Source organism: Methylophilus medardicus, assembly GCF_006363955.1.
GTDB lineage: Bacteria > Pseudomonadota > Gammaproteobacteria > Burkholderiales > Methylophilaceae > Methylophilus > Methylophilus medardensis.
Genome location: NZ_CP040948.1, coordinates 2,043,916 through 2,067,979, shown reverse-complemented (window position 1 = coordinate 2,067,979; position 24,064 = coordinate 2,043,916). Strand labels below are relative to the sequence as shown.

Genomic DNA, 24,064 nt, shown 5'->3' with positions numbered 1-24,064 from the left:
TCTTGGGTTGGCTTTCTTAAAATAAAACTGCATTTAGCCTAGCGATTGGAGTGAAATATGAATAATGTTGCAGAGGTCATTCAAACGTTTCATGGTGGTTGTCCTCATGATTGTCCCGATACCTGCTCAATGCAGTTTCATGTCAAAAATGGTGAGTTGATATCGGTCTCAGGCAACCCTGACCATCCGATGACACGCGGTGGCTTGTGCGTGAAATTAAAGGATTACGAAAAGCGGCATTATCATCCAGATCGTCTTCTTTATCCCATGAAGCGGGTAGGGCCCAAAGGGACTAAACAGTTTGAGCGCATCTCCTGGGATGAGGCCTTGGATACCATTGTTGATCGTTGGCAAGCGCTGATTAAGGCGGATGGCCCGCGTGCCATATTGCCTGTCAGTTATTTGGGGAATCAGGGGCTGGTGCATGGGCTCAATGGCGGGGATGCTTTTTTTAACAGACTCGGCGCCACCGTCTGCGAAAGGACCTTCTGTGGTGAAGGCTCTTGTACTGCTTGGTTGCTGACTGTCGGGCCAACCGCCGGTGTGGATCCTGAAAGTTTCATTCATGCCAATTTCATTGTCATCTGGGCCTGCAACTCGGTCTCAACCAATCTTCATCACTGGCACATTATTAAAGAGGCGCAAAAACGCGGCGCCAAGGTGGTGGTGGTCGATTCATTTGCTTCTAAAACGGCCAAAGAAGCCGATTGGCATATTGCGCCTAAGCCCGGCACCGATGGCGCACTGGCCATGGCGATGATGAATGTCATCATTGAAGAGGGGTTAGTCGACCAAGATTATGTTGATCAATATACCGTGGGCTATAGCGAACTGGCAGAAAGAGCCAAAGCGTGTACGCCAGAATGGGCGGCTGACATTACCGGCGTCCCCGCGGAACAGATTCGCTTATTTGCCCGTGAATATGCCACGACACCGCCAGCAGCTATTCGCATCGGTGTGGCACTCGAACGTAGTTATGGCGGCAGTCAGGCGATCCGCGCCGTCACCTCCTTGCCCGCCCTCATCGGAGCCTGGCGCCATGTCGGCGGCGGCGCGTTACAATTTCCAGTGTGGGAGCATCCCTATAAGTTTGATGTGATTTGCCGGCCAGACCTCATTCCCGAAGGAACGCCCGTGGTGAATATCCTGCAATTGGGGAGAGCGCTCCTTGGCGAAACACCTTTAGCGGTGCCGATTAAATCGATCATGGTGTGGAACACCAATCCAGTCACGCAATCGCCTGAAACCGACAAGGTGATCGAGGGATTAAAGCGCGAAGACCTGTTCACCGTGGTGGCCGAGCATTTCATTTCAGACACGGCCGCTTATGCAGATATTCTGTTGCCAGCCGCCATGGGCGCAGAACAAGAGGACATGATCTTATCGTGGGGTCACTTATATCTCACATACAACACCAAATGCATAGATCCACCCGGAGAAGCTCTGGCCAATAATGAAATATTCCGCCGCTTAGCCCAACGTTTGGGCTTTGAAGAAGACAATTTTAAATGGAGCGACAGCGAATGTCTGCAGCACTATGTCGACTGGGACGCAGCCGCCTGCAAGGGTATAGATCTCAACTATATGCGTGAGCATGGCTTTGCCCGATTGAATGTCGGCACAAAAGACGACCGTGCCCCGCACCGGCAAGGCAACTTCCCCACCCCGACCGGGAAATGCATGTTCATGGTAGAAGGCGCTAAGAACTTCGTAGCAGGCCCCTTCAGGCAGATGTATGAAGGTTTTCAACCGGGCGAAGATCTCGACCCACTCCCGGCCTACGTGCCAAGTCGAGAGACGGTAGAGTCCAATGGTGCGCTCGCGGCTCGGTTCCCACTCAACATCATCTCTCCAAAAAGCCATGGTTTCATCAACTCATCCTACGCAAACATGGCATCCAAAATCCGTGTGCAAGGCGAGCAATACCTGATGATCAATCCATTAGATGCACTCGCACGCAACATCGAAGATGGCGTCATGGTCAAGACCTACAACGACAGGGGGGCTTTTGAAGCCGTCGCCCGCGTCACTACCGACGTCAATCCCGGCATCGTGGTCGCCACCTTGGGCTATTGGCGGCAACTCAACAAAGGCACCGTCAATTGCATCAGCTCGGCCGAATATGGAGACATGGGCCACTCAAATACTTTTAGCGATAATCTGGTTGAAGTCGCGCTAGTGTGAACGCTTTTTTTTGAAATGTATGGTGCGCCGGAGAGGATGAAAGTGGCAATCACTCGTCCTCTTCGGTAACTATCCACCAATGGTGCACCAGCCACTACTTTCGCCAAAAATCAAATTTATTGCCCTAAAGTAAAGTTAGACTCAATCCAGTTACCGGAATTAAGTCACTTTTAATGAGAGGGACAAATGTGGAGAAGGGCACGTTCATGGCATTTTCGACACTAGATAAAAGGTGAATATTTTTACGCTACAGTGGCCTAAAGTAACTCTTTGTTATTAATCGCTTAACATTTTTTATGATGCAAAACGTGAACGAAAACGCACTCAAATAGCCATATCAAGTTATGGAATCCTATCAATTACCGCTTTTTCCGCTCAACGTAGTGGTTTGCCCTAAAGGGCTGATGAATCTGCGTATATTTGAGGCGAGGTATTTAGACATGATCAAAGCCTGCCTTCGGGAACAAACAGGGTTTGCAATTGTGGCTGCGCAGCCAGATACCCAGTCAGATCAATCGAGCCATTTGCCCTTTGCAAGCGTGGGGACTGTGTTAGAGATTTTAGATGCGGATGTGACAACTGTCGGGATTATTATGGTGAGCTGTCGCGGAACCCGCAGGATTCATATCAATGGGTTTACTGTTCAAGCTGATGGTCTTGTCATGGGCAACGTTTCGGATATTGAAAACGATTTGCAGGTCCCGATCCCTGATGATTTGAAAAGTGTTAGTGAACACCTGCAACATCTGATTGAGTCGTTGCCTTTGCAAGGGATAGCAGAAAGCGATATTCCGATTCTTAAGCCTTATGAATACAACGATGCGGCATGGGTTTCAAATAGATGGGTTGAATTACTTGATTTGCCGCTCATTCAGAAGCAACGCTTGATGCAGATGGATAGCCCAATTGTGAGATTAGAGCTGATTCATGATGCATTAAATTTAAACGCAAAAAAGTTTAACTGATCGATCATCCTAGTTTTGTGGGGATGTTTTGCAAGTCGCAGCATCCCGCCAATCAACATACAATAAACACACCCATATTGAGCTTGAATTTGTAAAAATACCTGCCTTGCAGACTACGTTCTTATTTGGCTGCAAGACAAGTATTTTCAGGTTTGCTCAATAAAATGCATCTTCATCCTTTAGCCTAAGCTTGGCTTTATTTTTCTCTGTCCCAAAAGCGCGTTTTAGCAGCGTCGATAAAGGCGTCTACTGTTGAAAGCGCATCGCCATTCACGTTAAAGCTGATATTCGGCATGTTGAGCAGTTTTTCGCCACCTACATCTGTGGCAATCGCTTTTAGGTGTCTGTAAGCATCGTTCACAAAGTCTCTTGCAGCGCCATCCTCCAATAGTGCATTTGCAGCATCACTTGTCAGAACAATCGCAACGGCGTCAAACATCATCGATGGCGTGCCCGCGAGCTGACCATCTACTTTGAGCATCGCACCATCACTTAAAGTGGCATCGCCAATTTTAGGGGCGACAATTTTTACGGTTGCCCCCGATTTTTTGGCAACGGTTTTAATCGCATGAATGGTGTGTGCATCTGAACCATCGGCGATGAGTATGCCGATTGCGCGACCTTGCAGCGTATTTTTCATTTTGCCGATGATTTGAAGGGCGGGTGAGGGCGGCAAATCTTGTGCACGCACGGCCGATGGGTAGGGCGCCGGTAATTGTTGCAAGCCCAAGCCATTCGCTACCTGGCTGGCTAAATCCTCTGAAATATTTCTTAAATGTCCGACAATCGCTTCTCTGATGTATACATGTTCCACTTTTGAGAGTTCGAAGATTAAAGCCGATGCAATGTGCGATTGCTCATGGCTATGTTGGCTGATAAAAAATTGCTTAGCTTGGCTGTAATGGTCAGCAAAGCTTTCAGGGCGAACGCGGCCTTTCACACCGTTTTCATCCAAAGCGGCTGTGCGGAAACCTTGCGGTGTTTCGCGGGGCGAGGTGTTAGAGAGTGTGTTGGGCTCATAAGCCACTCGGCCGACGGGTTGTTGCATTTGCATATGGCCGTCACGTTGGTGATTGGCAAATGGGCACTTTGGCGCGTTGATTGGAATCTGATTAAAATTCGGCGAACCCAAGCGCGAGAGCTGCGTATCAAGATAAGAAAATAAGCGCCCTTGCAACAATGGATCGTTTGAAAAATCAATGCCTGGCACCACGTGTGAGGGGCAAAAAGCCACTTGCTCGGTCTCTGCAAAAAAATTGTTTGGCCAGCGGTCTAGCACCATGTGGCCAATCACTCGCAAAGGCACCAGCTCTTCGGGGATCAACTTGGTGGCGTCTAGATGATCAAACGGAAATTGTGCGGCTTCCTCCTCGGTAAACAATTGAACGGCTAAGTCCCATGCAGGGAAATTGCCAGATTCAATCGCCTCAAACAGGTCACGGCGCATAAAGTCTGGGTCCGCGCCAGCGGTCTTCACGGCTTCATCCCACACCATCGATTGCAAACCTAATTGCGGCCGCCAATGAAACTTCACAAAGGTGGATTCGCCTTGACTATTGATTAAACGAAAGCTGTGCACACCAAACCCTTCAATCATGCGTAACGACCGCGGAATGGTGCGGTCAGACATAATCCACATGATCATGTGCATGGATTCGGGCGTGAGCGAAATATAATCCCAAAAAGTATCATGCGCCGTGGCTGCTTGTGGAAACCCACGGTCTGGCTCCATTTTGATGGCATGCACCAAGTCTGGAAATTTAATCGCGTCTTGAATAAAAAATACCGGCACATTATTGCCAACCAAGTCCCAATTGCCTTCTTTGGTATAAAACTTGGTTGCAAAGCCACGCACATCTCGCGGCGTATCCACCGAGCCAGAACCACCCGCCACAGTAGAAATCCGCGTAAACAGCGGCGTTTTTTCGCCCAGCTCAGTCAAAATTTTTGCTGTGGTATATTTTTCTAAGGAGTGTGTCAGTTCAAAGTAACCATGCGCGCCGGAGCCGCGTGCATGCACAATCCGCTCTGGAATCCGCTCATGGTCAAAGTGCGTTATTTTTTCTCGTAAAATAAAGTCTTCTAGTAAGGTAGGTCCCAAAGGGCTGGCTTTTAAAGAATTTTGATTGTCAGAAATCGGCAAACCTTGATTGGTGGTCAACAATGCATGCTCACCATTTGCCATTTGATGCAACTCGCCGCCTGTCCCTAACTGTACATCTTGGTCGGTTGCCGAGGCTTTACTTTTCGAAGCTTGATCGTTACTCATATGCTTTTTCCTAAGGTCTGTTAATCGGTCTGTTTATCCATAAAAGCTTAAAATCCAGCGGTTAACCTTAGCCTTTTTCTGCAATGAGCTCTTTTTTACGCGTTGCAATCTGCTCACCCAATGCCATCATGTCGAGTTTAGAAGCTTTGGCTTTGGGGAACATTTCATCCTGCTCTTCTTTCACGTGATGCTCAACATACTCGCAAAGTACCTTTACCTTCGCATCATACATTTCGCCATCTGGCTCCACGCCCTCCACTTGTGCAATGAGCGATTTCAAAGTCGCATGTTCTACGGTCGCCTCTGGCACCATTTCATGGTCTTTGAGCGCCTGTTTCACCGCGGGGTAAAAAATCTCTTCCTCCACTTGCGCATGCACGCTGAGTTCTAGGCAGATTTGATTCACCAGCTTTTTTTTCATGCTTTTAGTGGAGGCCTTTTGGTAATCCTCAAACAAGCCGCTAACCAGTTTGTGGTCAGCGCGCAACAATGCTGTTGCGTCTTGCGCTTTCGTAGGGGCACTTGGTTTGGTAAGCGTTTTTTGTATAACAGTCATGATTGATATTCCTTAATCTGAAAAATGGGCTGCTGGTAGGTGTTGAGCAAACGGCCTTGCACTGCAGTGGCACAAACGCGCTAATGCACAAATAATGCAATCAAAATAATGATGGGAATGGGAATGCCAATAAAAAAAAGGAGTAATGAGCGCATGATTAAAATACCTAATAGGGGTTGTTGTATCGAAGGTTAATCAAAAGAAGTCTGATTCAAGTATTAATACGTATCTCTTGCACGACCGCCCCAAGTGGCGGCAAGGCTTGCTGAAAATGCACCGATCAGCAAAGCTGCAAACAGCCATAGCGTCGAGTAAAAAGAGGCTTTTCTGGCTTGGTCAATCGCTTGTTTGGTCGCGATTTCAGCTTCCTGTTTGCTTTTTTGCATGGTGCTATACAGGTCACTTACGCGACTTTCCGCTTCCGCAGGTGTTAGGCCGGTGTGCTTCGCCACCAATTGGCTGATGTAAGTTAGGTCGGCGGGTGGCATGGTTTTCATGCTGAGGGCGTTTGTGAGGATGCGCATGACTTCTGGCTTGGTAGTGACCGCTGGTTTTACCTCTACGGCGGCGTTGTTGCTCTCGCCTGTTGCTGGCGCATTCGTACGAAACAGTGAATCAATCACATAATGCATGGCACTTGAAGGGCTTGCATTGTCAGCCTGATTCATTTGATTCTCCGCGGCCGTCACACCCCCCAAAACAGCTGCGCCCGTGATTGTTGAAACAGAGCGCACACCACCACCAACGATCGAACCTATCGTGGATGAAATCATGCATGCTGCTACAAGCGTCGCCACAGACCAGGCTAAAAAGCCATGTGCTGTATCTCTAAAGTAGACTTCATCTAACTGCGTGCCAGCCCATTTGCATCTTAATCTTCCCGCTAAATAACCGCCCATACCGGAGGCAAGCATTTGCGTGACAATCAACCAGACAATTGTAGATACGCCAAAAGCAGTGGCGCTGATGCCTTGTTGCGACCATGGTGAAATACTCGAGAGACCGGCTCCTGCGCCGAGCAATAATAAAAGCATGGTAAGCACTAGCGCAGCGATGGCACCTGCAAAAATGGCACCCCATGCGGTGGCACCGGTCAAGCCATCACTTGCGTTATTTTGGTCATTTGGAAAAACATTCGCCCCTATGCGCTGTTCGTTCAAGGGTAAGTTTGAATTGGGCGTATTCGGTTGAAGTGGATTGGAATTTTGGGAGTTAGATGTAGCCATGAAGTTGCCTCGCTGTGCGATAAAACGGCAGTATTGCATTGCTTTAAATGTGCTTCTGTTAGCTATCGAACATAAAATGAAATTCGCTCACAAGCTCTAACGCTATTCAAACAGCCCCGAAAAATTCATTAGCATGAACAAAAAGCCAATCAAAAAAGCTTCTCCCGCCTCCATGCACAGGCGTGAATCCTAATGCGCTACGCATTTTGTAGACATGCGCGAGTCGATTGATTGCGCTGCGTTTCGAGGTCTAGGCCAATTTGTTCGGTATCCGATGATCCCTAACCTGAACAACCAAACAGAAATCATTGGTGCAGTGATGTACTGATCAAATGAGCGCTTAAATGACCAAGTTAACAATTGAAAAATACGCAGTTAAATTGCACTCGATGGAAAACAAAAAAGGCTTAAACCTTTTAGGAATAAGCCTTTTCAATGTGAGGTGCGCCGGAGGGGATGAAAGTGAGCAGTGCACCACAAGAATTCAACTAGATTGCGCACCTTTAAAGCCGCAGTTTTTTTGGTTCTATACGGTCAAAACTGCTCACAGAAAGCGGTAACAATTCAAAATATGATGCACAGTTAAAGTCCTTTATTGCGGGTTTTTTTGCTCAAGCGAAATACATCACCCATCAAGGCACGCTCATCCATGATATCGCTTAGGCTGATCTTAGTTAATCTGAGAATGATTACTTCGCGAATTAAATAATAATTAAGTGCTTTTTTCTGCATTTGACCCCATCGTTTATCCACTAACATTCAATGAAAAACAGTTGTCAAATCCATGCACAAATGAGATGTGTGCTGGCGTTCATAGGCATCTTAAGAATTAGATATTTGTTAGAAAAATACTGTTGATGGCGATCAACATAATATTATCCAGTTTTGTAGGACAAGTTTTTACTTGATCAAAATTTAAATCAACACGGTCATTGAACGTTTAAAAAATTGATGGAAAATTTCTGATTAACGGCTGCTTAATACAATCTTCATGGAGCACTAAAGTGATTACCAATTTTTTTTCTGCAAAAAGCAAAATAGAAAAACTTGAGGCTGAGAACGAGCAAAACATCATTGCATTAGATCAGAAAGATCAGCAAGTAAACCAAATTATCCAGCGTGAACAAGCCTTATTGGCTATCAAGAGTGCGATGGATAATACCTCTTCTGCGATCATGATGATCGATAGAGACTTCATCGTGACGTATGTCAATAATGCCACCATTAAACTATTTACTGACAATGCAGAAGAGTTTAAGAAAGCCTATCCCAATTTCGACACATCAAAAATAATGGGCACCTGCATAGACGTGTTCCACAAAAACCCTGCTCATCAGCGTCAAATGCTCGCAGACCCCTCGCGCTTACCTTTTAAAACTGATATTAAAGTCGGCAGCTTGACCGTTGCCTTGTACGTCACTGCCACCTACGACACCAGCGGAAAACATACGGGCAATGTTCTCGAATGGCGTAATGTGACCGCCGAGCGTCGCAAATCACTTGAAGATGCTGAGGCTGCGGGTCAAATCAAAGCCATTAACAAGCTGCAAGGGGTGATTGAGTTTGATACTTCGGGCAATATTATTTCAGCCAATGAAAACTTTTTAAATTACCTTGGCTACACTTCACAAGAAATAGTCGGAAAAAATCACGCAATATTGGTCGATCAAGCATGCAAAAACAGTCAAGAATACCGAACACTCTGGGAAAAACTAGCCCGTGGTGAGCCGGAATCAGGGTTATACAAAAACATCAGCAAGTCTGGTAAAGAGATCTGGGTTCAGGGCTCTTATAATCCGATTACTGACGATACCGGCAAGCTATCAAAAATTGTCAAATACGCACAAAATGTGACGGCCGAAATAGAAAAAGATTTCGAAAATGCTAAGAAATCTGCTTTTGCCATGCAAATCAAAAGCACGTTAGAAGCGGCTTCGATCAACATGATGATGGCAGACAATGATGGCATCATCCGATACATGAACCCATCCACTGAAAAGTTTATGCAGGCGTCTGCAAGCAACTTTAAAAAAGTATTGCCCAACTTTGATCCCAACAAAATCATCAATCAAAACTTTGATGTTTTTCATAAAAATCCAGCTCATCAGCGCAATTTGTTGAGTAGCCTTAAAGGCCCTTACAGCGTCACTTTGCCATTGGGGGACCTCTTTGTAAAATTAAATGCAAACCCGATTTATGATGAACAAGGCAAGCGAATCGGTAGCGTACTGGAGTGGTTAGATGTCACTTTGGAAAAACAATCTGAAACGCAAATAAGTGAAATCGTTCAAGCGGCAGTGGATGGCGACCTTAGCGCACGTTTACAAACGATTGGTAAATCAGCGGCCACAGTAAAAACCATGGAAGGCATTAATGCTTTGCTGGATAAGATGTCAGAGGTCGTTTCGCACATTCGCGAAGCCTCTGAAACCATTAATACCGCAGCAAGCGAGATCGCCTCGGGAAACAATGATTTGTCATCGCGCACCGAACAACAAGCCTCAAGCTTGGAGGAAACAGCCTCAAGCATGGAGGAATTGGCATCCACGGTTAAACAAAATGCTGAAAATGCCAAACAAGCTAATCAACTCGCGAGCGTTGCCTCTGGTGTCGCACTGAAAGGTGGAGAAGTTGTTGGCAACGTGGTGACGACCATGGCAGACATTAACGCCAGCGCCAGGAAAATTGAAGATATTATCTCGGTGATTGACGGCATTGCCTTCCAGACCAATATTCTTGCCCTAAATGCAGCGGTTGAGGCAGCAAGAGCAGGTGAGCAAGGGCGAGGTTTTGCAGTCGTTGCTGGAGAAGTTAGAAATCTAGCCCAACGCTCTGCGACCGCTGCAAAAGAAATTAAAGACCTTATCTCAGACTCTGTAAACAAAGTGCAAGAAGGCACAAAACTGGTGGAAGATGCAGGCGCTACCATGAATGAAATCGTGAAATCAGTCCAAAGTGTGACGGACATTATGGGAGAAATCACGGCCGCCTCAGAAGAGCAAAGCTCAGGCATTGATCAAGTCAACTCAGCGATCACAAGTATGGACGAAGTCACCCAGCAAAATGCCGCGCTCGTTGAGCAAGCAGCGGCAGCGGCGGAGAGTCTCGTTGAACAAGCCAGCGAGCTCATGGAAACTGTAGGTGCCTTCAAACTCTCTTTACAGACGCAGACGCGTTCCAAAAAAATAGCAGCTTTTGACCGCACATCTAAGCATCAAAGCACTTTTGAAAATCATCAAAAACCAAGTGCCCAAAATCAAAAATCAAACTATGACACTCCGAAAAAGCGACTGAAATCAGGGACAAATGAAGAAAGTTGGCAGGAGTACTGACCCACGTTTAACTTAAAAAAGCGACGCTCAGGTCGCTTTTTTGTGTTGATGTTTGCCAAGAAATTTTAAAGGAAAACGCCACTTCCAAAATTTAAGCAGGCTTAAGTGACTGATTTGCAGTTCGAAACCATTGCCATTTTATTGCTTCCAACGTAAGCAAAGTCGCCAAACTTGCAACGATTGATATGCTGAATAAATGCCAATGAAATTGCCCGAGCTGAAATAGCTTGCGTGCGGGTAGCCAAGCAACTGTGATGGCTAGTATGGCACTGACGCTGGATAACAATACCCAAAGTGAACGATTGGGTTTTAAAACTGCGGTCAATATGGATGCACTAAATGATCGGTTGATTAAAATCAATCCCATGTTCAGTATCACCAGCGATGTGAACAGAAGTGTCCGGCAATCTGTTTCGATGAGCTGCATTTGCCTAGCAATGAATAGGATAATCGCCAACACAATTATAACAATCGAGCCCTGAATAACTGCCCAAATAATGCGTTTGGGTAAAACCAACGGGATTTTTGAGTCGCGGGGTGAGCGCTGCATCACATTATCCTCTTCAGCTTCAGCTTCAAATACAACCGAGCAGGCAGGATCTATAATCATCTCTAAAAATGCAATGTGAACAGGGGTAAGTATCAGAGGCATGCCGAACAGCAGCGGCATAATCGCTAAGCCGGCTATAGGAATATGGACAGCAATAATGTATTCAATGGCTTTACGCAGATTGTCGTAAATGCGTCTACCTAATCTGATCGTTTTTACAATTGAGCCAAAGTCATCATCGAGTAATACAATACTGGAGGCCTCACGGGCGACATCGGTACCGCGCCCGCCCATCGCAATACCAATATCTGCGGCCTTAATAGCAGGCGCATCGTTAACGCCATCACCTGTCATAGCTACAACTTCACCACTCTTCTTTAATAGTTGAACAATGCGTAGTTTTTGATTAGGACGAATACGCGCGAATATTGAAGTCACCTTTAACGCGATGATCAATTGGTCATCTGTCATTTGTTCAATGACATCGCCTTTTAATACCCGCTCAGAATCAAGCCCTGCCTGCCGCCCTATCGCAAGTGCAGTCGTTGGATAATCTCCTGTGATCATCATTACTCTGATACCAGCTTTACGGCATTCAGCAACTGCAGCAGGGACATTGGAGCGGAGTGGGTCTGCAAACCCAATTAAGCCCACATATTCAAATTGATAATCATGCAGTTTTTCTGGTGGCGATTTTAATTGTGCGTCATTTATTTTTGACTGTGCGACACCTAATACCCGAATCCCCTCCATGGCGAGTTTTTCAGCTCGTTTTTGAATAGCTGAAAACTGATTTTCTGTTAAATGGCAAAGGGCTGTGATCGTTTCTAGCGCACCTTTCGCATAGACTGTAACTTCGCCATTAACAGTAGTGAAAATATTCGCCACTGCCCAGCAGTCTGGTCTGAGGCCATAAGCGTGAACTAGATTATATTTCTCGAAATCGATGCTATGTTCACCAATGCTTGCTTTAGCCCGCGTGTGAATAGCAATATCCATCGGGTCGGTGGGCTGTTGTGAACAAGCTAATAAAGCTGTTTTCAGTACGATTTGAATATCGACTATGGAAGAAGAGTTATCGCTTTCTAACCAGGTTTTAGTATCAGTTTGAATGGCGACTAGAGACATTTTATTTTCAGTTAAAGTGCCGGTTTTGTCACTGCATAACACGGTTGTAGCCCCTAAGGACTCTATGGATGAAGCCCGACGCGTAAGCACACGTGCTTTTGATATGCGCCATGCGCCCATGGCCATAAACACGGCCATGACCAACGGAAATTCCTCGGGTAATAGAGACATGCCGAGAGCAATACCGCTCAGCATCGCTTCAAGCCAGGCGTCGCGCAAAATCCCATATAACAAGACTGCGATTCCGCCGGCAAAGGCGCCAATAATGCTGAAATTACGAACTAGGCCTTGTAACTGTTTTTGCAGATGAGGTTGTTGATTATCTATGCTGTTTAAGGCGCCACCTATTTTGCCCATTTCGCTGCGGGCACCCGTTGCGTGGACTAATGCGAGCCCTGTACCACGTACCACCAAAGCGCCAGCGAAAATAAAAGGTGAGTTTTCAACGCCAGTGGATAGGGTTAATTTACTACCCGCATAAGTGTCAGATAAGGACTGTGTTGCCGATTTGCTGACGGCTACAGATTCACCCGTCAGCAAGGACTCGTCTAACAACAAATCGTGAGCCGAGATCAGGCCTGCATCAGCAGCGACTCGGTCACCTTCAGTAATGACCATTACATCACCTATGACTACTTCACGCCCAGAAATTGATATTCTATGACCACCACGAATGACTGTTGCGCGCGGACTTGCCAAGTTGCGGAGAGCCTCTAAAACCCTCTCGCTGCGTGATTCTTGGACAATTGTAATCGCGACAGATAAACATGCGAATACCAAGAGAAATAGAGCTTCCAGACGATCGCCCAGCAATAAATAAACTAAGCCGCCACCAATCAATAGAGCAAACATGGGTTGTCGAATAATTTCCAGCACATCACTGAAAAAGCCACGCTTTTTTAGTGATGTGAGCTCGTTATAACCATCTGTTTTAAGCCGCTCAGCGGCTTCAGTTGAAGTTAATCCAACATTTTCGGCAGTGATTGGTGTGAGCTTATGATCGAGGTTATCTTGAGGCGCTGGCATGCATGCTCACCGTTGATTCAACATTGATCGAGAACCTCTAATATATGCGGTTTAGGATGGTCACCAAATTGACTGAGGGACAATGACAAGTTAATTTTCTGAAACAGCTTAGTAAATTGCAGCCAGCGTTGCATTTTACGATTGAGCGGATCGCATTCACCGCAAGTCAATCCTTGGAAATTTGCAATTTAAGTTTCAATTAAAACTTTGAGTGCGTTGGTTTTTGCAGCATCTTCAAAAGTCGTATAGGCATCTAAAACATTTTCAAGTTTGAACCGATGTGTGATGAGTGTTTTGGCGTCAATTTTCTTTGATTGCACCAACTTAAGCAGCATCGATGTACTGGCAGTATCAACCAATCCTGTTGTGATCGTGATGTTCCGATCCCAAAGATTTTCTAAGTGTAAATCGACCTTGGTACCGTGTACACCAACATTGGCAATTCTGCCTCCAGGCCCGATAATTTGTTCACAAATTTCAAAGGTGGCTGGAATGCCTACAGCTTCGATCGCAGTATCAACGCCTTGTTGATTCGTTAGCTTCATGATTTCAGCTACTACATCCACTTTGCTACTATTCAGGATTGCAGTTGCGCCGAAACGTTTCGCTACTTCAAGTCGATTATCCGCAAGATCGACCATGATGATTTCTGCCGGAGAGTAGAGCTGTGCAGTCAGTAATGCCGCCAGCCCAATGGGCCCTGAACCTATAATAGCAACCGTAGCGCTTGGCTCAACCTTGCCATTGAGCACGCCACACTCAAAGCCGGTTGGCAGGATATCGCTTAGCATCACTAATGCGTCTTCATCTGAGCCCTCTGGAATTGGATAGAGGCTGGTATCCGCGTAAGGAATACGAACGAATTCTGCTTGAGTGCCATCAATGGTATTTCCAAGTATCCATCCACCATTGATGCAATGTGAGTACATTTTATTTTTACAATACGCACACTTACCACAAGCACTGATACATGAAATCAAGACGTGGTCACCAACCCTAAAAGTAACCACAGCAGATCCAACACGATCAACAATCCCGACACCCTCATGTCCTAAGATTCGTCCCGGTTTACAACTTTGTACATCCCCTTTAAGGATATGCAAATCCGTACCGCATATGGTTGTTTTAGTGACTCTAATGATTGCATCCGTTGTTTCTAATATCTGCGGCGCAGGACGCTCACATAAAGCTTTCTTGCCAATACTCTCGTAAACAAGTGCTTTCATTGAATACACCTTACTTTTAAGAGGAGTTAGATAGAGTTGTCTCTGAATTAACGGCGATTCAGTTTGGTTGGGAGTCAAATATTCCTGCAATCGCTTCAAACAACTTCAATATTGAAGTTGTTTTTCATAAAGACCGCTTCTAACTTTATAAATTAGTATGCAACAGTAATATTGTCGCTGACTTCGGAAACGCCTGGCGTGTTTCGAACAGAATCACTCACCATTTCGCGTTCAGACCAGCTATGCACGACACCCGAAAGGTTAACCTTGTCACCATCGACCGTGACAACGATTTCTTGTGAGTCTGTCAAAGCTCTTCTTTTCAATGCCGCGTCAATGACTGATTTAACACTGTTTGTAGATAAAAATGGTTTGAGCGTAATTTGATTACTCACGCCTGTCACACCCATCAAATGGCGCACATTAGAGAGGGCGAGTTGACGCTCATACTCAAAATCCAATTGACCTGACAAGGTTATCCAGCCTTTTTCCACCATCACTTTTACTTGGTCTTTTGGCCAGTTCGTCGTCCATTCGAGGACGCTTTTGGCAGTCCGTGCAATGTCAGTATCATTACGATTGTTAGATCCTGATAACTTAACATCCATTTCGATTGCTAATGCTTTTACGCCAGGTACTTTTTGAGCAGCGCACTCAGCCGCCCACTTTTCTGAATACTTACCAACGTGCCCAGATAATGTGACAATGCCGTCCTTAACCTCAACACCAATGTCATTTTCGTTCACTGAGCTATCCCATTTAAGCTCTGCTGTAACATCGTGCTTTAACTGAGTATCTGTTTTCATAATATTTTGTCCAATCAATTGATGGAGTTCAATCATGAGGCAGTATGTCTTAGGTTTCTGTGCGGTGATTCACATACTGAAACTTGAATCGCCACTAACTTTGTAGACACTGTTCAGCCCTATATCATGCATTATCCTGATCTTTCGAGATGTGCTTATTGCTATCAGGGTCTGAATGTTCGGGCTGACGATGAAATGGTTGAATATTCCGAATTCGACTATTGGGTGTTTTACGCGATAGAAGACCTGATCTGCCATCTGAATGAATGGGATAATGTCGCTACGGTAGACGCTCTCACTAAATTTCTCAGGCAAGCCATCAGTCATTACGCCAATGGAATCGGTACCACTTTTTGTAAGCAAATTGGGTTGAGTAGTTGGGCGATCAAAGGTTGGTTAAACAAGGGAGAGAAGCCTTCCTTGCCGCAGCTTCTATCAGTCTGCTATGGCTTGGATATGTTCCTGAGTGATGTTTTCCTGAATGAAACTCAAGCATATGAATTCAGTGGTCGTGTCTTAAGAAAACTCCCCGAAAAGATGTTGGACCGGGCGGAAAGACCTTTACTAGTGGCAGCTCAAAGAATTGAGTTGTTAGAAACTCTGACCAAGTTTGCAGAAGACAGAAACGAGCATCGGCCATTATCCGAAATTGCCAAGTTGCTCAACTTTACCGGGTCATGCTTGAGATACTGGTTTCCTGAACAATGCGCACGGATATCTTCAAAACATGCAGACTACAAACGAATCTCAGGCATTATCAATCAGGAGTCTTCAGTAAATAAGGTGAAGCTCATTGTGGACGAGTTAAAGGCAAGCGGTGTTTATGTGAGTAACAGGAAGGTGAATAACCGGCTTTTGCTGGAAGGTAAAACGCTGGCAAAGCCGGTGTTGTATAAGGCATTCAAAACGATGCTTGGGAATAAAAGCTAAGGCACCAAAGCTGGTGCCTGGTAGTTGGTTACTCCGATAATCAAGTAGTTGAAATCGATTTGTTGGTTTGGCCCAAGAAAATGTTCCAACCGAGAAGTATTTTGATTCCAGCGATAATTATTCATATCAATTTGGTCATCAGACTGAATCACCAAATATGACCCTAATTTCAATTTGTTTGAAGTGATATTTTGAGCGAAATCTAAACCCAAATCGAAACTATGCACTTGAGTATTTTGTTTCCTCTTCATGATGGCCGTGATGGCTGCTATTGTTAACGCTGTATAAGGCTTTAACACTGGTTTGGCGGCATGAACGATTGCAAGACCAGCCTTAAAAACCGGAGAGTCAAAAGCTGATAAAACGAAGTTATCGTCACTACTCTCAACACAGATGGTTCGGCCTTCAAAAGCCACTCCATTAGGTTCTACGTTCAAGCCCAAGAAAATAGGGGTGCTGACAACACCCGCATGCGCTCCATCAGCCACCATTACTTTTACTGGATGGTGTAATTCTTCTACGGTCTGCGCAATTTGGGCTTTTCCCAAAAAATCAAACAAGACAGTATGGATACCATTGCCGGGGTAATTATGCACATAAAAATGGTCCAGCGTTATCTTGAGTGATTGACCTATGAGAGAAGTATCTGCTTGGATTGCACTGGCTCTTTGGATCGTGTAGACCCCATTTGCTGGAGCGTTTGCAGGATCAATAAAACCAACGCTTACCCCGGCATGTTTCCATGCTCTAGTTGGAAACATTCCTCCCTGTCCTGCAACGTTAGCCCCAATGAAGTCTTGAGCGGCAGCAAGGTCTCCAATGTCGGTTAAATATGCTGCGATGTCTTCATTAGACTGGCTGCCTAAAGAGTCTGCTATATCAAATACGGGCATTATGCTCCCCCTACACGATCACGTTGTCTAATGCGTTGCGGCACTCTGATGTTCTCTTGCACTTCTTGATAAATATTCGCCGTGATCGATTGTCCTACTTCAATGGATATGGCTAATGCATATGGAATCGGCGCATTTATCAGAGAATCATGCAACGCACGGGCTTGTACGCAAATAGTTAAGTTCTGGTTGTTGTCTTTCAGTTGTTTGGCAACTTTACCTTCCATTTGTAAGTGCATCACAGTGCCTCTCGCTGTTGTATCGCCATTAGGTTGCAGTGCGCCACCTCTTTCGCATCCCTCCCAGAAGTCTGCTCTACCATGTTCATCAACCACTCTCAGTGCAACGCCACGGTAATCGGCCATGCTGGTCAATACTGGGGCAGTCCATGCAAGCGTGATTTTGATTTTCTTGATTTCACGCGATCTGAACATGGATTTGGGAATGGGGATGGTGTACACATGGCGTTCCTCTGGCTTGATAACATCATCGCCCAATAAGGTGATTCTCCTGTTATTTCCCGCCAAGACATCTTCAACTTGTGGTCTTCCATACCCTAAAAACTTGGCGACTGAATCTCTACGCTTTGACCAGACATAACGACCTTGGGGTGGAAATGCCACCTCCAATACTTTGCCGATATCGCCCCATTGGCAACTATGCGTCAAGAGTGCTTTCAAGATAGGCACGCGTGTACCCATATCCAGCCATCTCAATCCATCATTCTCAAATACTTCATCTAAAGCGTCAGCAATCAGATTACACGTGCGAGTGATAAGTGCAGTAGAATTACTTGTCCCTGCTGATCTTCTTGTCGCCTGTAAATCCCCTGTTTTGGATGGACATGCAGCCACCTGGCCGAAGTCTGAAGTGACATGCGGATGAACCTCAACATATCCACCAGGATGATTCGACCCGCGAACTGCAAATCGGCCACCTTGTTCAACCACGTCTGGTTTGATACTTCTATTGACACCAAAACCTACGGAAGAGGCTAGATTGGTCATGACAAAGCTTGGATAGGGGTCTGTTGCATTTTGAGGGGCATTGGTATTCACCTCTTCATGCAATGCGCCCACAGTGATCGAGTTCACTGACTCAGCTGGACTTAAAATCGACCGTGTACCTTTGGCCTTTTCAATAGCATTGACTAAACTTGCCTCCCTTTCGGCAGGCGTGGCCGCTAAGAATGCAGCATTGTTTGCATAGTTAGTTACTGGAAATTTCGAGTAAATGTTCCCACCACTGATGACGAACAATAATCGATGATGATGGCTGTAGAAGTCCAAGAGCATGGCCCATGGAGAAGGCCTGCGGACGAATGGTGCATTCGTATCGCAAATAGAGTGATTGATCACCGTAATATTTCGCAGTGGACTATCGGATTCCGCATGCGCTACGATTCTTTGAAGTGCCCTGTGAACAATACCTATCGCTAGTTTGTTCGATGCAATCACTTCAGCATTTTTACTCATGGTTAGAATCGGAAACGATGCGATTTTCCGATTGATGGAAGCTGGCGGCAATGCCCCCAGATCCCCATGCAGGATCATGGAAGCCATGGCTGTTCCATGTTCTCTGTTCAATGCAGGCACTTGCGCGCCAGTAACATCTACTTCTTCAATGATGACGCGGCCCGCTAGTGCTTCGTGGTTCTCAATTGGATAGCCATCCAAAACGGCAGTAATACATTCTCCGGTGGGTGGATTATCTCCGAAGTCGTAGCCTGCTTCTGCTTCAGCATTTTCGTCTTCAGGAGCATCGTCTGCATATTGTGATTGGGGCCGGATGGTCATGATTTCATCCAAACCACCTAATTTCCCATTTCGCTCCGCCAGCTCGCTGGCAACCTTGGCAGGAATGGCAACGAGGGCACCTTGATAGCGAATTTCTTCAATTTCAACTAAATCTATGAGAGTGCCACCAACCTCATCCAGCATCGTTTGCAGAGTGGTAATCGCACTATCACGGCGTTCTTTGGCATTTCGATACCAAAAGTCCAGTTCTACCTGCACAACGCGGTCAGGTTGTTCTTTCAGGAGTTTGTTGATGAAGTTGGTTAAAGCAGGATCGACTCTATCTTTAATGGACCAGACACGAAGGTCATATAGCCATTCAAATATTTTCCAGAAAGGGGCTTCAGGTTTCTCTGGTTTTTGGCCTTTTTGGTAGCGATTCCACATCGCCAGGAGTTTTTGCAAACCCGCAAGGCTTGGCATTGTGACGTAGATGGTTTGACTTTGAAGTTCCTCGTCATCATCGGCGGTCTCTTCATCGCCATCTTCGCTTTTACGCTGTCCTGTTAGCCATTCAAGCCCCAAGGCTTGTGCGGCCAGTTGGAAGTCTGCTACAGGACCAAGCAAATCAAAAACAAGGGCACGCTCTGGAACCACTGCTCTAGGATCGGCGCTGATTTTAGCGCCTTTCTCCCATTCTGCTAGTGACTTTGCAGCTGTATCAAATGTTTTTGATAATCTCTGCCCTTGTTTTTCGTAACCAATAGCTCTCGGAAACCGAGGCTTACGTCCCGGAATTCGTTTTTTTGCTGCCTGATCTCGTGCGATGCGCACGATTGGATGTTGAGTTGCCATGAGCCTGAGACCCCGCAATATTGTTAGTATTTATTGTTTTCTTCAACCTACTCAGTACATTCTTTATCGCATCGGAAGCAGTGAGCTTACCTTTCGATAAAATTATTTTACGCCGAACGTCTAAAATAAACGATTCCACGCCAGCCATTGTTTCACCTTCCATGTATTTTGCAAAGTCTTCAGCGTTAATACCAACACTTGCTTTGCCCATGGATTTCTTGAAATTTGCAAACCACTTCATCAGTTGTGATTTGTCAGGTGGATTAATCTCCAGTTTCAATTCAAAACGACGCCAAACAGCACGATCCAGTAACTCAGGATGGTTAGTGGCACACACAACAATCGTATGGGACGGTAAACGGTCCATCTGAACGAGCAAGGAACTGATCACGCGTTTGATTTCGCCAGTTTCCTGAACGTCACTACGCTCTTTGCCAAGTGCATCAAATTCATCAAAGAAAAGGACACAAGGCGTTTGTTCTGCAAAGTCGATCAGGCGTTTCAAGCGGCTGGCAGTCTCTCCCAGGTAGCTATCAATGATTGCATCGTAACGAACAGACAGCAAAGGTAAATCCAGCTCAGTTGCAAATACTTCTGCGAGGCTCGTCTTTCCGTTACCTGGAGGTCCTTTAAGGAGAACTGTATGGCGAGGTTCTATAGAGTGAGAGCGTAACAAGTCGGTGTTGGAGTATTCATGAATGAATTCTTCAACTTCGCTGACAATCTCTTCGGTCAGTACAAGTTCATCCAGCTTGCGGCGTGCTGGAATGTCATACACAAGCTCAGCAACACGATCCGGCAATGCAATGCTGGCTGGTGTCGCTTGAGCAACCGATTCCTCCAGCCCAATGAGCTGTGGTTGCTTATTTTTTCTGGAACTCGCAATGATTGCGTTCATTGTCCGTTCTAGTGCTGCTCTGTCCTGTTGTGCCTTGGTTGCCATTTTTCTTCACCTCCACCCGGAGTAAGCACTTTATGTGCCTTTAATTATTGTTTGTCCCATTTGCTAAAAGTTTCTCATACCCATCTAATACGGTGAGAACCGTGGTGCATAACGAGCGTAGCATTTGCATATCTTCTTGTATGTTTCCTGTCAAAGTCGCACCGATGGATGCACTTACTTTTTCAGAGCTACCAGTTGTTTCATTTTTGTAGCGTATTAACCCTTTTCGCATTGTTTCGCGGGTCTTATCAATCGCTTTACCCGTGCTACAAAAACGCAAAAGTGTTGATCGGTCTACGCCAAGCATATGAGCTAATTTCGACTGATTGCCAATCGCCGCTTCGAGCGCTTGCACCTCAGCAAGCAACTCACTATCTACCTTAACTCTTGGCATTTACCAACCCTTGTTTACCAAGAGGTATTGTATCACTTTCACATTAAAACGCAACAAAGTGCTACATATATTATTAAAGCGATACAGTTATGTGGCGTTTATGTAGCACTTTATGTGCACTTTAATTTAGAACATTTCTTTTGGTTAGATATTGTTGCATGTCTAAAAAATAACGGTTTACGTATTTTAAATACTTTGCACTTGTCACCAATACAATGAGGTCAGTATAAACATTAAATTTTATTGTTACAATAAAATATTTATTTTTGTTACAATAAAAAACATGAAAAATGACAACAGAAAAATCACTACCAGGAAACCCGGCTCCGGCAGAAAAGTAGGGTCAGGCACGTTCCGTGAGGAAACGTCCGTTATTCGTGTGCCTAATAGCCAGAAACCAGTGATTATTGATTTTCTTGAGTCTTATGCAAAGAAGCAAAGACAGGCTGAGCAAAAGGACAATCTGGATGCGGTAGATGAATTTTCCGAACCAGTATTAGGTTTGCCAAGCCTGAGTTTGCCGTTGTATCAATCCAAGGTGCCTGCAGGCTTGCCAGCGCCTGCTGATAACGATGTCGAAGAGCAAATCGACATGTATGAGTACCTGATTAGGGATGGCAATGACACTTTCTTTATCACCATTCAGGGGGAGTCCATGATTGAGGCTGGTCTGATGCCCGGTGATAAAGCTATCGTCGTGAAAGGGAAGCAAGCCTCACTGGGAGATATCGTACTTGCAATGATTGATGGTGAGTTCACCGTCAAAACTCTATCTAAACAACCCAATGGCTTACCCAAACTGTTGCCGGAAAACTCTTCAGGCAAATATGCACCTATCTTAATCACAAAGCAGATGGAGTTTGAAATCACGGGTGTTGTCACGGGTTCATTCAGGAGATTCAAATGAGCCATGAGATATCTCTAATTACTCAACTTGAGCTTAGCCCTTCACCGATTATCATCCCTTTCTACGATGGTAAGGTTAATGCAGGTCAATCAAGGTTTGTATCGGCGGCTCAAGATTATGAAAATGAAGGATCTTGATCTCCAGGAGTTTCTTATTAAAGATCCGCCAGCTACCTTCATCGTTCACGTTGCAAGGGATGCCGACTCCATGGTTGATGCTGGTATCCATCCAGAATGCAGACTGATTGTGAATCGTGCCTATGATTTTACTCTGATTTCAGGTTGAAGCTTCAACCTCATGCGGAGTATAAGTAAAATGTGTCACCCATCAAAAATAATCATTTAGGTAACTAACATGCAGCCAACCAGCTTTATTCATAGCTTCCCTAGACCTCAAAAAGACGAATCCGAAGTTCAAGTTCAACAAAGAGCACTAAAAATTTTGACGCTTATTAAAGAGTTAGGATTCGTGATGGCACCAGAGGTGGTTGAATGGAATTCCGAAATGATGGGACTTAACAAAAAACCGCTTCAAATTCTGCAAAGAAGAGTGTGTTTCACTGAAATCAATGCTTCAGAATTGAAAGAACACTCTAAGCAATTTGGACCAATTGCTCTCTCATTTGATAAAACTGTACTTCGCGATGTGGGTGCTATGCCAGTTATATACTCGCCGCAAGGCACTGGTGGTCCGCTCAGTGAGTTAGCTACCTTTGCTGTTAAAGCAGCTTCTGCCACCAAACATGTGATGTCGCAATTTCAAGAACTGAAAGTTTCAAGTGACGCAACAACTGTTCAGAGCAAGCTTCAGGGAACCCCAATTGATCCAGATTACTTATTAGAACTAACAAATACCAACTCACAGGGTAAAGTTGATGCGATTTTCAAGATAAAAGCCGCAGATGCTAAAGGACTTCTACAGTATGTGGGCTATAACAATATCCCGTTTGATCACAGTATTGGCATGTTTAATATTTTTTTGAACATGTTTTATCCAACAGATAATCTTCATAACAATGAGAGCCTGGGATATTATCGCTTGCGAGAGTGGCGCATCATCGCTGGAGACTTAAATATTAATGGGAAACCTCTTGGTCGCACCCTTACGCCTGAAGAAATTAAAAAAGTAATTGCTGTTGACCCAACTTTCTGGAATAAATCTGTTAAGGTCGATGGAAAAACACAGCAACGTAAAGAGCTAGCATTAATATATCAACCAACTACTGAGAATTGGAATCCATTAGATCACATTGAGGCAATTTATGCCCCTAGTACCATCCATGACCAAATTAGGGCGATTGTTGGCGGTGCAATCCCAATCCATACCCCTGCTTAAAAGCATCAAATGAATCAAAATGGTCTTTGTTTTTAAGAATAGCGATTAGCGGAAAAGCTTCCCAAATTCAGATGGGTACAAAACGGTTTCGTGGTAAACCATGTGCATATTGCACAGCAAATCCTGCTACAACAGGGGATCATATCTTTGCGCGTGAATTCTTTTTGCCTGATGCTCGCGCCAATCTACCGCAGGTTCCCGCTTGCGAGGCCTGTAACAACCTGAAAAGTCAGCTTGAGCATTATTTGACTGCCTTGCTGCCTTTCGGCGGCAGGCATGCAGATGCCAGCGTAAATCTGAACGATCACGTACCACCCAGGCTTCAGCGGAATCAGAAGTTATATAAAGAGCTGGATGCAGGCAGAGGGAATGCATGGGCATTTGAGAATGATACCTGGCAGCAAACCATGTCTTTACCCTTCGATGCTAAACGTGCAGCACAATTCTTCGCCTTGGTCGGTCGTGGTCTCGCATTACATCATTTTGACCTCTATCTAAATGAGGGCCAGGCTAGTGGGAGTATTTTTCCATCAGCTAAGCTATCAGCAATGTACGACCATCTTTTCCAGCATCCTGAAAGCAACCCTATCCACCATGCCCTGGGAAACGACACAGTGACTTATACTGGCTTGATCAGGATGCGCCCAAGATTAGAAACTGTATGGCGACTTCGTTTTTATGGCGGGTTGATGCTCGCAGATAGCACTGATAAGGACTCAGCCAGCTCCTCTGAAATTATTGTCGTCACCGGAAACCAAGACTTGGTGAAGAAGCTAGTTGAGATGTAGTATCAATTTTTCAAT

19 protein-coding genes are annotated in these 24,064 nt (G+C 45.3%); 8 read left to right on the top strand and 11 right to left on the bottom strand.

The window, feature by feature from the left end; all coding sequences use genetic code 11:
* Positions 1 to 57 precede the first annotated feature (57 nt).
* Both FIT99_RS09785 and FIT99_RS09780 read left to right on the top strand, forming a co-directional pair.
* Positions 58 to 2,184, top strand: coding sequence for a molybdopterin-containing oxidoreductase family protein (locus tag FIT99_RS09785; RefSeq protein ID WP_140004110.1), 2,127 nt, complete (start codon positions 58 to 60; stop codon positions 2,182 to 2,184).
* A gap of 344 nt (positions 2,185 to 2,528) precedes the next feature.
* The gene (locus tag FIT99_RS09780) at positions 2,529 to 3,149 is read left to right on the top strand and encodes an LON peptidase substrate-binding domain-containing protein (RefSeq protein ID WP_140004109.1); all 621 of its coding nucleotides are present in this window, start codon (positions 2,529 to 2,531) and stop codon (positions 3,147 to 3,149) included.
* Positions 3,150 to 3,345: 196 nt separating this feature from the next.
* Here the strand turns inward: FIT99_RS09780 and FIT99_RS09775 are convergent, their stop codons facing one another.
* The 4 genes from FIT99_RS09775 to FIT99_RS12390 all read right to left on the bottom strand — a co-directional run bounded on the left by FIT99_RS09775 (position 3,346) and on the right by FIT99_RS12390 (position 7,932).
* Positions 3,346 to 5,418 carry a catalase gene (locus FIT99_RS09775; RefSeq protein ID WP_140004108.1) on the bottom strand — a complete coding sequence of 691 codons (2,073 nt, stop codon included), beginning with the start codon at positions 5,416 to 5,418 and terminating at the stop codon, positions 3,346 to 3,348.
* A 67-nt stretch (positions 5,419 to 5,485) separates the two neighbouring features.
* The gene (locus FIT99_RS09770; protein ID WP_140004107.1) at positions 5,486 to 5,974 is read right to left on the bottom strand and encodes a hemerythrin domain-containing protein; all 489 of its coding nucleotides are present in this window, start codon (positions 5,972 to 5,974) and stop codon (positions 5,486 to 5,488) included.
* A gap of 218 nt (positions 5,975 to 6,192) precedes the next feature.
* Positions 6,193 to 7,200 carry a hypothetical protein gene (locus FIT99_RS09765; RefSeq protein WP_223261177.1) on the bottom strand — a complete coding sequence of 336 codons (1,008 nt, stop codon included), beginning with the start codon at positions 7,198 to 7,200 and terminating at the stop codon, positions 6,193 to 6,195.
* 582 nt (positions 7,201 to 7,782) lie between these two features.
* Complete coding sequence (locus tag FIT99_RS12390) at positions 7,783 to 7,932, bottom strand: hypothetical protein (protein ID WP_189524734.1); 150 nt, start codon at positions 7,930 to 7,932, stop codon at positions 7,783 to 7,785.
* 272 nt (positions 7,933 to 8,204) lie between these two features.
* Between FIT99_RS12390 and FIT99_RS12585 the strand changes: the two genes are divergently transcribed.
* Positions 8,205 to 10,532 carry a methyl-accepting chemotaxis protein gene (locus FIT99_RS12585; RefSeq protein ID WP_140004106.1) on the top strand — a complete coding sequence of 776 codons (2,328 nt, stop codon included), beginning with the start codon at positions 8,205 to 8,207 and terminating at the stop codon, positions 10,530 to 10,532.
* A gap of 91 nt (positions 10,533 to 10,623) precedes the next feature.
* Here FIT99_RS12585 and FIT99_RS09755 read toward each other — a convergent pair whose 3' ends face one another.
* From FIT99_RS09755 to FIT99_RS09745, 3 genes are all read right to left on the bottom strand, one after another.
* Positions 10,624 to 13,236 (bottom strand): cation-translocating P-type ATPase, encoded by a 2,613-nt coding sequence (locus FIT99_RS09755; protein WP_140004105.1) that lies wholly within the window; start codon positions 13,234 to 13,236, stop codon positions 10,624 to 10,626.
* A 188-nt stretch (positions 13,237 to 13,424) separates the two neighbouring features.
* Positions 13,425 to 14,462 (bottom strand): zinc-dependent alcohol dehydrogenase family protein, encoded by a 1,038-nt coding sequence (locus tag FIT99_RS09750; protein WP_140004104.1) that lies wholly within the window; start codon positions 14,460 to 14,462, stop codon positions 13,425 to 13,427.
* A 152-nt stretch (positions 14,463 to 14,614) separates the two neighbouring features.
* Entirely contained in the window at positions 14,615 to 15,304 is a 690-nt protein-coding gene (locus FIT99_RS09745) for a BON domain-containing protein (protein WP_223261176.1), read from the bottom strand.
* A 90-nt stretch (positions 15,305 to 15,394) separates the two neighbouring features.
* On the opposite strand from FIT99_RS09745, the gene FIT99_RS09740 reads away from it, so the two are divergent.
* Positions 15,395 to 16,198: a hypothetical protein gene (locus FIT99_RS09740; RefSeq protein WP_140004103.1), complete on the top strand. Its 804-nt coding sequence runs from the start codon at positions 15,395 to 15,397 to the stop codon at positions 16,196 to 16,198.
* Here FIT99_RS09740 and FIT99_RS09735 read toward each other — a convergent pair.
* The 4 genes from FIT99_RS09735 to FIT99_RS09720 are packed head-to-tail and all read right to left on the bottom strand — an operon-like array spanning position 16,195 to position 21,019.
* Complete coding sequence (locus FIT99_RS09735; protein ID WP_140004102.1) at positions 16,195 to 17,091, bottom strand: hypothetical protein; 897 nt, start codon at positions 17,089 to 17,091, stop codon at positions 16,195 to 16,197. The two genes, FIT99_RS09740 and FIT99_RS09735, sit on opposite strands and share 4 nt — an antisense overlap.
* On the bottom strand, positions 17,091 to 19,682 hold the full coding sequence (locus FIT99_RS09730) for a S8 family peptidase (RefSeq protein ID WP_140004101.1): 2,592 nt from the start codon (positions 19,680 to 19,682) through the stop codon (positions 17,091 to 17,093). The genes FIT99_RS09735 and FIT99_RS09730 overlap by 1 nt, the downstream gene beginning before the upstream one ends.
* Positions 19,612 to 20,625: an AAA family ATPase gene (locus FIT99_RS09725; protein WP_140004100.1), complete on the bottom strand. Its 1,014-nt coding sequence runs from the start codon at positions 20,623 to 20,625 to the stop codon at positions 19,612 to 19,614. Before FIT99_RS09725 ends, FIT99_RS09730 begins: the two co-directional genes overlap by 71 nt.
* 40 nt (positions 20,626 to 20,665) lie before the next feature.
* Positions 20,666 to 21,019 (bottom strand): helix-turn-helix domain-containing protein, encoded by a 354-nt coding sequence (locus FIT99_RS09720; RefSeq protein ID WP_140004099.1) that lies wholly within the window; start codon positions 21,017 to 21,019, stop codon positions 20,666 to 20,668.
* A gap of 283 nt (positions 21,020 to 21,302) precedes the next feature.
* Between FIT99_RS09720 and FIT99_RS09715 the strand changes: the two genes are divergently transcribed.
* From FIT99_RS09715 to FIT99_RS09700, 4 genes are all read left to right on the top strand, one after another.
* Entirely contained in the window at positions 21,303 to 21,926 is a 624-nt protein-coding gene (locus tag FIT99_RS09715; RefSeq protein ID WP_140004098.1) for a LexA family protein, read from the top strand.
* Between the two features lie 78 nt (positions 21,927 to 22,004).
* The gene (locus FIT99_RS12385) at positions 22,005 to 22,211 is read left to right on the top strand and encodes a LexA family transcriptional regulator (RefSeq protein ID WP_189524732.1); all 207 of its coding nucleotides are present in this window, start codon (positions 22,005 to 22,007) and stop codon (positions 22,209 to 22,211) included.
* 69 nt (positions 22,212 to 22,280) lie between these two features.
* Positions 22,281 to 23,261: an abortive infection system antitoxin AbiGi family protein gene (locus tag FIT99_RS09705; protein WP_140004097.1), complete on the top strand. Its 981-nt coding sequence runs from the start codon at positions 22,281 to 22,283 to the stop codon at positions 23,259 to 23,261.
* A 71-nt stretch (positions 23,262 to 23,332) separates the two neighbouring features.
* Positions 23,333 to 24,049: an HNH endonuclease gene (locus FIT99_RS09700; RefSeq protein WP_140004096.1), complete on the top strand. Its 717-nt coding sequence runs from the start codon at positions 23,333 to 23,335 to the stop codon at positions 24,047 to 24,049.
* The last annotated feature ends 15 nt before the right edge of the window (positions 24,050 to 24,064 follow it).